Source organism: Streptomyces sp. XH2, from assembly GCF_049725035.1.
GTDB lineage: Bacteria > Actinomycetota > Actinomycetes > Streptomycetales > Streptomycetaceae > Streptomyces > Streptomyces roseoverticillatus.
In genome coordinates this window covers 214,658-223,098 of sequence record NZ_JBMMMZ010000006.1, presented here as the reverse complement: position 1 = coordinate 223,098, position 8,441 = coordinate 214,658, and the positions used below count along the sequence as shown (strand labels likewise).

The window sequence follows — 8,441 nt, the reverse complement described above, 5'->3', positions numbered from 1 at the left end:
CTGGGGGGGTCGGGCGCGGGGTGGGGGGCCGGGGGGGGGCGGCCCCCCCCCCCCCCGCGACCCATGCCCGTACGCCCGGCACCGATCACCACACCCGAGCTCCAGCAGACGAAGGACCGTCCCCCATGGCCGAAAGCCATTCCATAGCAGACCGGTACACGGTCGAGCAGACCGAAGCCACCCCGCTCGACGAGACCCGTTACGCCGACGTCCTGCGCAGCGACTTCGTCGACCACTACGCCGGCGGACGCGACATATGGACCGGAGAGGAGGCGATGCGGCAGGCCCCTCGCCTGCTCATGGACGCCCTCCGCGCCCGGGCCGGAGCGGACGCCCCGGACGCCCCCGAGGCGCACGTCCTCGACCTCGGCACCGGCCACGGCCGCGACGCCGCGATCCTCCTCGCCGGCGGGCACCGGGTGACCGGCATCGACCTGGTCGCCTCCCCCGAGTGGGAGACCCTCACCGCCGGTCACCCCGGGCGGGCCCGCTTCCTCGCCACGGCCGCGCTCGACCTGCCGGGCGCCGCCGAGTACGACGCGGTGCTCGACAACGGCTGCTTCCACCACCAGCACCCCGAGGCGTACGGACCGTACCTGCGGCGCATCCACGAACTGCTGCGCCCCGGCGGCCTCCTGACCCTCTCCGTCTTCAACGCGACGGGCGCCAAGGGCGGCCTGTACGCCAACGCCGGCAACCGCCTCTACCGCGAGTTCACCGAGCAGGAGCTGACCGAGCTCGTCGGCGGGCACGGCTTCGCCCTCGTCGCGGCCCACCAGGTGCCCCGCGCCGTCGGCGACCTCACCTACCTCGTCAGCACCTTCCGCCGCATCGAGGGTGACGGCCGGTGAGCCGTACCGCCATCCGGCGCACCGCCGCGGCGGGAGCGGCCGCGCTGCTCTCCTGCGTGCTGCTCGGAACGCCGTCCGCGCAGGCCGCCGACGCGAGCGGCTGGACGGGCACCTGGGGCACGGCCCCCGCGCCCGCCGCCCCCGACGGCATCTCGAAGGAGGGCCTGGACAACCGCACCGTGCGCATGGTCGTGCACACCTCGGCCGCCGGCGGCGAGCTGCGCCTGCGCTTCTCCAACGCCCACGGCAGCGCGCCGCTGGCCCTCGGCCGCACGACCGTCGCCCTGCCCGGCCCGGGACCGAACCCCGCGCCGGCGGCCGGCACCCTGCGGCAGGTCACGTTCGGCGGGGCCGGCACGGCCACCGTGCCCGTCGGGGCCGAGCTCGTCAGCGACCCCGTGCCCTTCGACGTGCCCGCCGACCGCGACCTGCTGGTGAGCGTCCACCTGCCGAAGCCGACCGGCCCCACGACCTGGCACTGGCTCGCCCAGCAGACCAACTACGTCTCGGAGCCGGGCGACCACGCGGCCGACGCCGGGAACGGGGCGTTCACCCGCTCCGAGACCTCCTGGTTCTTCCTCACCGGCGTCGACGTCCGGGGCAAGGGCGCACGCGGCACCGTGGTGGCGCTCGGCGACTCGCAGACCGACGGCGTGAAGTCCACCCTCGACGGCAACGCCCGCTGGACCGACGCCCTCGCCCGCCGGCTGACCGCCGACCCCGCCGGCCGCGGCCTCGGCGTGCTCAACGAGGGCCTCGGCGGCAACCGCATCCTGCGTGACGGCAGCGAGACCGACCGGCCGCAGCGCGGGACCGCCGCGGCGGGACGGCTGCAGCGCGACGTCATCGACCGGCCGGGCGTGCGCACCGCCGTCCTCTACGAAGGCATCAACGACCTCCAGCTGGAGCCCAGGGCGAGCGCCGCCCAGGTCCTCGACGGGCTGCGCGGCATGGCCCGGCGGCTGCACGAGCGGCACATCCGGGTCGTGGTGGGCACTCTGACGCCGTTCAAGGACTCGCCCTTCTACACCCCGGAGGCCGAGAAGGCGCGCACCGAGGTCAACGCCGCCCTGCGCTCCCCCGCCGCCCGCGCCGACTTCGACGCCGTCGTGGACTTCGACGCGGCCGTCCGCGACCAGGCCGACCCGCAGCGGGTCCGGGCCGTGTTCGACGGCGGCGACCACATCCACCTCAACGACGCGGGCTACCGGGCCCTCGCGGACGCCGTGCCGCTCGCCGAGCTCACCGGCAGCCCCGCTCCCGCCGCTCACGGAAGGTAATACATGACCAGCAGTACCCCGCCGGTCGTCCTCGCCAACCCCAACACCCTGACCGACCGGGCCGCCATGGGCCTGCCCGACGCCTTCGCCGCACGGGGCCCGCAGCACCTCCTGGCCGGGCACCGGGACCTCCTGGCCGCCGCGCCGGACGTCCTCGTCGGGGTGGCGGAGGACCCCGCCGAGCCGTTCGCCCGCCGCCACGCCGCCGGCACCGTCCTCGGCCTGACCGGCGATCCGCGGATCCGCCCCGAGGACCCGCCGATGGCCGACGTGCCGGCCGCGCGGGTCCGGCTCGGCCTCGCGCCCGGCGAGGTGGCCGCGGTCACCGGCCGCTGGCGCCACGCGGGCGTCGAGGAGGAGTGGATCGCCAAGGAGTGCCCCGTCTACGAGGCGGACCTGGCGGCTTTCCGCATCGCCCTGCACCCCGTCACCAACGCCGAGTACCGGCTGTTCCTGGAGGACACCGGCCGCATCGAGCTGCCGACCAGCTGGCGCTTCGGCGTCTACCCCGGGCAGCTCGCCAACCATCCCGTGTGGACGGTGAGCCCCGAGGCCGCCGACGCCTACGCGGCCTGGCTCTCGGCCCGCACGGGGCGCCGGTTCCGGCTGCCGACCGAGGCCGAGTGGGAGTACGCCGCCTCCGGCGGTGACGGGCGCGACTTCCCCTGGGGCGACGAGTGGTTCCCCGGCGCCGCCAACACCGTCGAGGAGGGCCCGCTGGCGACCACGCCGATCGGGATCTTCCCGGCCGGCCGCTCGCCGTTCGGCGTGCACGACCTCGCGGGCAACGTCGAGGAGTACGTGGCCGACGACTACGCCGCCTACCCCGGCGGCGAGGACATCGCCGACGACCTCGCCGTCACCCAGGGCACCTACCGCGTCGCCCGCGGCGGGAGCTTCACCCGCTTCGGCGACCTCGCCCGCTGCCGGCGCCGGCACGGCTGGTACAAGCGCGAGATCTACGCGATGGGCTTCCGGCTCGCGGAGACGCCGTGACGGCGGCGCCCACCGCCACCACCGCCGAACGGGCGGCCATGCGCCGGGCCCTGGACCTCGCCGTCACCCGCCTGGGCCGCACCAGCCCCAACCCCGTCGTCGGCTGCGTCCTGCTGGACGCGGACGGCAGCGCGGTGGCCGAGGGCTTCCACCTCGGGGCGGGCCGCCCGCACGCCGAGGTCGAGGCGCTGACCGCCGCGGGGGACCGCGCGCGGGGCACGACGGCCGTGGTCACCCTGGAGCCGTGCGCGCACCGGGGCCGTACGGGCCCGTGCGCCGACGCGCTCCTCGCCGCCGGGGTCGCCCGGGTGGTGTACGCGGTCCCGGACCCCGTGCCCGGCCACGCGGGCGGCGCCGAGCGGCTGCGCGCCGCGGGCGTCGAGGTCGTGGGCGGCGTGCTGCGCGAGGAGGCCGAGCGGGCCAACGAGCTCTGGCTGACCGCGACCCGGCTCGGCAGGCCGTGCGTGACGTGGAAGTTCGGCGGGACGCTCGACGGGCGCTCGGCCGCGCCCGACGGCACCTCGCGCTGGATCACCGGCCCGGAGGCCCGGGCGGACGCCCACGGTCTGCGCGCCACGCACGACGCGGTCCTGGTCGGCTCGGGCACGCTCCGCGAGGACGACCCCCACCTGGGGCTGCGCCACGGCGTCTCCGGGCAGCCGCCGCTGCGGATCGTGCTGGACCGCACCGGGAGCATCCGGCCCGGTGCGCGGGTCCTGGACGACGCGGCCCCGACCCTGGTCGTGGTCGGCGAGCCGGCCGCCCGGCCCGCGCTGCCGAACGGGCACGAGGTCCTGGCCCTCCCGGAGGCCGGCGGCCGGCTCGACCTCGCGGCCCTGACGGCGGCCCTCTACGAGCGGGGCCTGCGCTCCGTCCTGCTGGAGGGCGGCGCACGGCTCGCCGCGGAGTTCGCCTCCCAGGGCATGCTCGACCGCGTCGTGGCCTACGTCGCGCCGGTGCTGCTCGGCGGCGGGGGGCGTGCGGTGCTCGACGGGTTCGGGGCCGGCACCCTGAGCGAGGCGCTGCGGCTGCAGCTGGACGAGGTCGCCCGGCTCGGCGACGACGTCCGGCTGGTGCTGCGCTCGCGCCCGCTCGCCGGCGGACCGGAGCCGGAGGAGGCGCCGTGACCCCGAAGATCGCCGTCGTCCACCACAGCCGGCGGGGCACGATGCGCGCCCTCGCGGAGGCCGCGGCCGAGGGGGCGCGCGCGTACGGCGCGCAGGTGCGGCTGGTGCGGGTCTCCGACGACAAGGCGGTGGCGGCGTGGCCCGAGCCGGAGGCCGCGCCGGAGGACGTGCTGTGGGCCGACGGCCTGGTGCTCGCCACGCCCACGTACTTCGGCAACCCCTCCTCGCCGTTCAAGCGGTTCCTGGAGAGCACCTCGCCGCTGTGGTCCCAGGGCCTGCTCGCCGACCGGATCGTGACCGGCATGACGTCGTCGACGTGTCTGCACGGCGGCCGCGAGGCCACTCTGCTGGCCCTGTTCCAGTCGGTCTACCACTGGGGGTCGTGGGTGCTGGGCTCCGACCCCTTCAGCGCCGAGTGCCGGGCCACGGACGGCAATCCGTACGGGCTGTCGGTCACGGCGGTGCGCGACGGCACCGTCGGGGAGGCGGACCTGGCCGCCGCGTGGGCGGCCGGCCACCGGCTGGCCGTCACCACGGCACGGGTGCGGCGCGCCGGCCGGGCGGACGGCACGGCCGGCCGCGCCCGGGTCACGGTCGTCCACTGCGCCGAGGACGAGACGGTCCGCATGCTGGCGCAGGAGTGCGCGGCGGGCGCCCGGGAGCTGGGGGCCGAGGTGCGGCTGCGCCGGCTGGCGGGGCCCGCGGCCGCGCGGGAGGCGGGCCTGCCCGGGCCCGCGGGCGGTGCCCCGCCGGCGGCCGTCGTCACCCCGGACGACGTGGCCTGGGCGGACTCACTGCTCTTCGGAGCACGCGTCAGGTCGGGATCCATGGCCGCCTCCATGCTGGGCTTCCTGCAGTCGCTGGAGCCCGAGGACGGCCCGGGGCCGCTGGCGGGCAAGCCGGCCAGTGGGTTCACCTGCACCCCCCGGCCCCACGCGGGCAGCGAATCGGCGCTGCTCGCCCTGAACAACGTGCTGCACCACGGCGGCGCGGTGGTGGTGCCGCCCGGCTACACCGACCCCGCGGTCTTCGCGGCGGGCGGCAATCCGTACGGCACGTCCCACTCCCGGTCGGCGGGGGTCCTGCCCACCCCGCAGGCGCTGGCGGCCGCCCGGCACCAGGGCCGGCGCATGGCCCTCGCCGGCGACCGGCTGCGCCGCGAGCCCGTGCCCGCGGGCGCCGCCTCCGACACCCCCCTCGAAAAGGAAGTCATATGACCGTTCAGCAGTACGACGACATCGGCGAGGCCTACGAGGGCTTCAAGTCGCTGCCCATGGCGCGTTACCCCGAGAGCGGCAGCTTCGTGCGGATGCTCGGCGATCTGAGCGGCCGTTCGGTGCTGGACCTCGCCTGCGGCACGGGCTTCTACACCCGGCAGGCCAAGCGGCTGGGGGCGGCGGACGTCCTCGGCGTCGACGTCTCCGACGGGATGGTGGCCGCGGCCCGGGCCATCGAGGAGCGCAGCCCCCTGGGGGTGCGCTACGAGGTGGCCGACGGCGCCGACCTGCCGGTCTTCGGCAAGCGCTTCGACGTGGCGACGGCCGTGTACCTGCTCAACTACGCCGACGACGCGGCCACGATGGAGTGGATGTGCCGGGGCGTGCACCGCAACCTGCGGCCGGGCGGCGAGTTCTTCGTCCTCACGCAGGCGCCGGACTTCCGCTTCGACGGCCCGCCGACGGACAAGTACGGCTTCCGCTACGAGCCGGTGGGCGAGGGCGAGGTGGGCCCGCGGGTGCGGATCACGGCGCTGCTGGACTCGCCCATCGACTTCGTGACCAACTACCCGCGGCGCGAGGTCTACGAGGGCGCGCTGCGGCAGGCCGGTTTCACCGGCGTCACCTGGGTGCCGCTGGAGGTGCCGGAGGACGGTCTCGCCGCGTTCGGCGAGGAGTTCTGGGCGGACTTCCTGGCCAATCCCCCGCTGGTGATGCTGCGCTGCACGGCGGCCTGAGCAGGCCGGTTCCCCCGTGGCCCCGACGGTCCTCACCGCCGGGGCCTTTCGGCATCCACTGTCACAGCAGCCACGGCCGGAAGTCCTCCGCGGGCGGCAGGCCCGCGTTCTCCCGGGCGGCCGCGGCCGTGCGGTGGATGTGGAACAGCAGGCGCACGGCCGCTCCCGGGTCGCCGAAGGAGACCTGGCCGTCGGGCTCCTCGCGCAGGGCCCGGCTCACGCGGGGCACGACGGTGCGCGGACCGATGATGGTGGCACCGGCCGTGAACAGCATCCTCTCGACCTCGGAGTACGGCTTCTGCTCGGCGATGGGCTCCTCGCAGGTGGTGAGGACGGCCACGGGCTTGCCCACGAGGGGTGAGCCCTCGGTCGGCCAGGTCAGCCAGTTCAGGAGCGTGCGCAGCGAGGCGGGCGGCGCGCCGTCCGTCTCGGGGGTGGTGAGGACGATGCCGTCGGCGAGCGACGCCATCTGGCGGAGCGCGTCGGCCACGGGGTGCGACGGGGCGATGATCTCGCTGCCGGCGCGGGCCAGCACGGAGGGGGCCGTGCTGACGACGAGCCGGGTGCCGGAGGCTCCTGGGGCCGAGAGGGCGCGAAGCAGCCGGTCACCGTACGGATCGTCTTCGGTGGGGGCGCTCAGTCCCAGCAGGAGGACGTTCTCCACGGTCGGTCTCCTTCCTTGAGGTGCTGTGGGTCCCGGGCGTCAGGCGGCCCGGGCGGGGCGCAGGCGCCGGGAGACGAGGACGCCGGCCAGTGCGAGGACCGCGGTGATGGCGAAGGTGAACAGGAGTCCGGCCCGGGTGGTGGAGTCGTGCTGGTGGGCGATGGCGATGGCGGCGCCGCCGATGCCGGAGATCAGGCCGGTCGCGAGGGTCTGGGCGAGCTGCAGGGAGCCGCTGACGAGTCCCTGCTGCTCGGCGGGGGCCTGTTCGAGGGTGTCGGTGGTGGCGGCGTTGAAGCCGATGCCCATGCCGATGCCGCCGAGCGCCCAGCCGGCGATGGCGACGAGCGGCGGAATGGCCTCGACGAGGACGGCCGCTGCCATGACGACGAGTCCGGCGAAGAGGATGGTGAAACCGAGGGTGACGCTGCCGGTGCGGCCGTCGCCCTTGCCGTCGCGCTTGGCCTGCCAGGCGGAGCCGACGACCCAGGTGATGGCGCCGGCGGACAGGCCGAGGCCGGCCAGGGAGGCGTTCACGCCGCGCAGTTCCTGCAGGCCGAGCGGGAGGAAGGCCTCGCTGCCGAAGTAGACGCCGCAGAGCAGGAAGCGGATGCCGATGCCGGCGCCGACGCCGGCGCGCAGGCTGAGCGTGCCGGCGGGGGTCACCTGGCGCAGGGTCGGCACGGCGACGGCGATGCCGACGAGGGCGAGCACGACGAGCAGCACGACGTTCTTGAGCAGCAGGGCCTGGAGGAGCAGGGCGGTGCCGGCGGTGAGCAGGATGCTGGCGGCGAGCGGGCTCTTCCACCAGGGGCCCGCGGGGGCGCTGCCGCCGGCGCCGGCGGCCGGGCGCTCGAGGCGGCGCAGGCCCGGCAGGGTGAGCAGGGCGGCGATGGCGATCAGGGGGAGCATCAGCAGGAAGACGCCGCGCCAGCTGGTGAAGTCGGCGAGGGTGCCGGCGATCACGGGGCCGATCAGCGAGGGGATGGTCCAGGCGGAGGAGAGCAGGGCGAACATGCGGGCCCTGAGGTTCTCGGGGTACGCGAGGCCGATCACCGTGTAGGCCATGCTCATGACAGCACCGACACCGAGGCCCTGGAGCGCCCGGCCCAGCAGGAAGAGCGGCCACGTGGGCGCCGCGCCCGCCACCGCGCAGCCGATGGCGAAGACCAGCATGCCGATCGCCATCGAGCGCACGGGGCCGCTCCGGTCGGCGGCGCGGCCGGCGACCACCGTACCGATGATGTTGGCGAGCATCAGGGCGGACAGGCCCCAGCCGTAGGCGCCCAGGCCGTCGAGGTCCTTCGCGATGTCGGGCAGGACCGTGGCCACGCCCAGGGACTCGAAGGCGACCATGCTCACGGAGAGGATGACGCCGAGCGTCAGCGCGCGGTAAGCCCCGCCGAAAACACTCTCCGATCCCCCGGCCGAGGCCGGCGTGCCCCCCTCCGCGACAGGTGACGCGAGCGGCTCACCGGCCCCCTCGGTCATCTCGTTCACATCTTGCGACACAACAGCCTCCCAAGTTTCGTTCCGTTCCGGGACGTAATTAATAGCAGATTACCTATACTG

General features: G+C 75.6%; 8 protein-coding genes. 6 read left to right on the top strand and 2 right to left on the bottom strand.

Annotation, left to right across the window (positions count from 1 at the left end; translation table 11 throughout):
* Window positions 1-125: 125 nt before the first annotated feature.
* From ACOTKD_RS14285 to ACOTKD_RS14260, 6 genes are read left to right on the top strand one after another with little or no spacing between them, the layout of a single operon-like run.
* Entirely contained in the window at window positions 126-851 is a 726-nt protein-coding gene (locus tag ACOTKD_RS14285; RefSeq protein ID WP_424889299.1) for an SAM-dependent methyltransferase, read from the top strand.
* Window positions 848-2,131 (top strand): SGNH/GDSL hydrolase family protein, encoded by a 1,284-nt coding sequence (locus ACOTKD_RS14280; protein WP_424889298.1) that lies wholly within the window; start codon window positions 848-850, stop codon window positions 2,129-2,131. Before ACOTKD_RS14285 ends, ACOTKD_RS14280 begins: the two co-directional genes overlap by 4 nt.
* Before the next feature lie 3 nt (window positions 2,132-2,134).
* A complete protein-coding gene (locus ACOTKD_RS14275; RefSeq protein WP_424889297.1) occupies window positions 2,135-3,127 on the top strand; it encodes a formylglycine-generating enzyme family protein in 993 nt (330 codons plus the stop codon).
* A 38-nt stretch (window positions 3,128-3,165) separates the two neighbouring features.
* Window positions 3,166-4,254: a bifunctional diaminohydroxyphosphoribosylaminopyrimidine deaminase/5-amino-6-(5-phosphoribosylamino)uracil reductase RibD gene (ribD, locus tag ACOTKD_RS14270; RefSeq protein ID WP_424889472.1), complete on the top strand. Its 1,089-nt coding sequence runs from the start codon at window positions 3,166-3,168 to the stop codon at window positions 4,252-4,254.
* Complete coding sequence (locus ACOTKD_RS14265) at window positions 4,251-5,471, top strand: flavodoxin family protein (protein ID WP_424889296.1); 1,221 nt, start codon at window positions 4,251-4,253, stop codon at window positions 5,469-5,471. The genes ribD and ACOTKD_RS14265 overlap by 4 nt, the downstream gene beginning before the upstream one ends.
* The gene (locus ACOTKD_RS14260; RefSeq protein ID WP_424889295.1) at window positions 5,468-6,208 is read left to right on the top strand and encodes a class I SAM-dependent methyltransferase; all 741 of its coding nucleotides are present in this window, start codon (window positions 5,468-5,470) and stop codon (window positions 6,206-6,208) included. Before ACOTKD_RS14265 ends, ACOTKD_RS14260 begins: the two co-directional genes overlap by 4 nt.
* Window positions 6,209-6,269: 61 nt before the next feature.
* On the opposite strand, the gene ACOTKD_RS14255 is transcribed toward ACOTKD_RS14260, so the two are convergent.
* Complete coding sequence (locus ACOTKD_RS14255) at window positions 6,270-6,872, bottom strand: NAD(P)H-dependent oxidoreductase (protein ID WP_424889294.1); 603 nt, start codon at window positions 6,870-6,872, stop codon at window positions 6,270-6,272.
* A gap of 39 nt (window positions 6,873-6,911) precedes the next feature.
* Window positions 6,912-8,360, bottom strand: coding sequence for an MFS transporter (locus tag ACOTKD_RS14250; protein WP_424889293.1), 1,449 nt, complete (start codon window positions 8,358-8,360; stop codon window positions 6,912-6,914).
* Between the last annotated feature and the right edge of the window lie 81 nt (window positions 8,361-8,441).